The sequence below is a fragment of the Gilvimarinus sp. 1_MG-2023 genome (assembly GCF_030548285.1).
In genome coordinates, this window is record NZ_JAUOSC010000878.1 from 1 (window position 1) to 281 (window position 281).

The 281-nt window shown below is 49.5% G+C and carries 1 protein-coding gene; it reads left to right on the forward strand.

Features of this window, described 5'->3' with window-relative positions:
* Nucleotides 1-281: Rnf-Nqr domain containing protein (locus tag Q4563_RS19385; RefSeq protein ID WP_303605677.1), on the forward strand; the 281-nt coding region annotated here is incomplete at its 5' end.

Sequence of the window (281 nt, forward strand, 5' to 3'; positions counted from 1 at the left end):
TCTTTGACGGTATCGGTAATGGTCTTGGCTACTCCGTGGTTCTGGTTTCTGTTGCGACCGTGCGTGAGTTGTTTGGCTCTGGCAAATTGTTTGGTTTCGAGATCCTGCCATTGATTCAGGATGGTGGCTGGTATCAGTCCAACGGTTTGCTGCTGCTGCCACCGTCTGCCTTCTTTATTATCGGTGGTTTCATCTGGATTCTGCGTACTGTGAAGACCGAACAGGTCGAAGCACCAGATTTCAAAATCCTGCCTAACACTGAACCCTCAGGAGGTCACTAA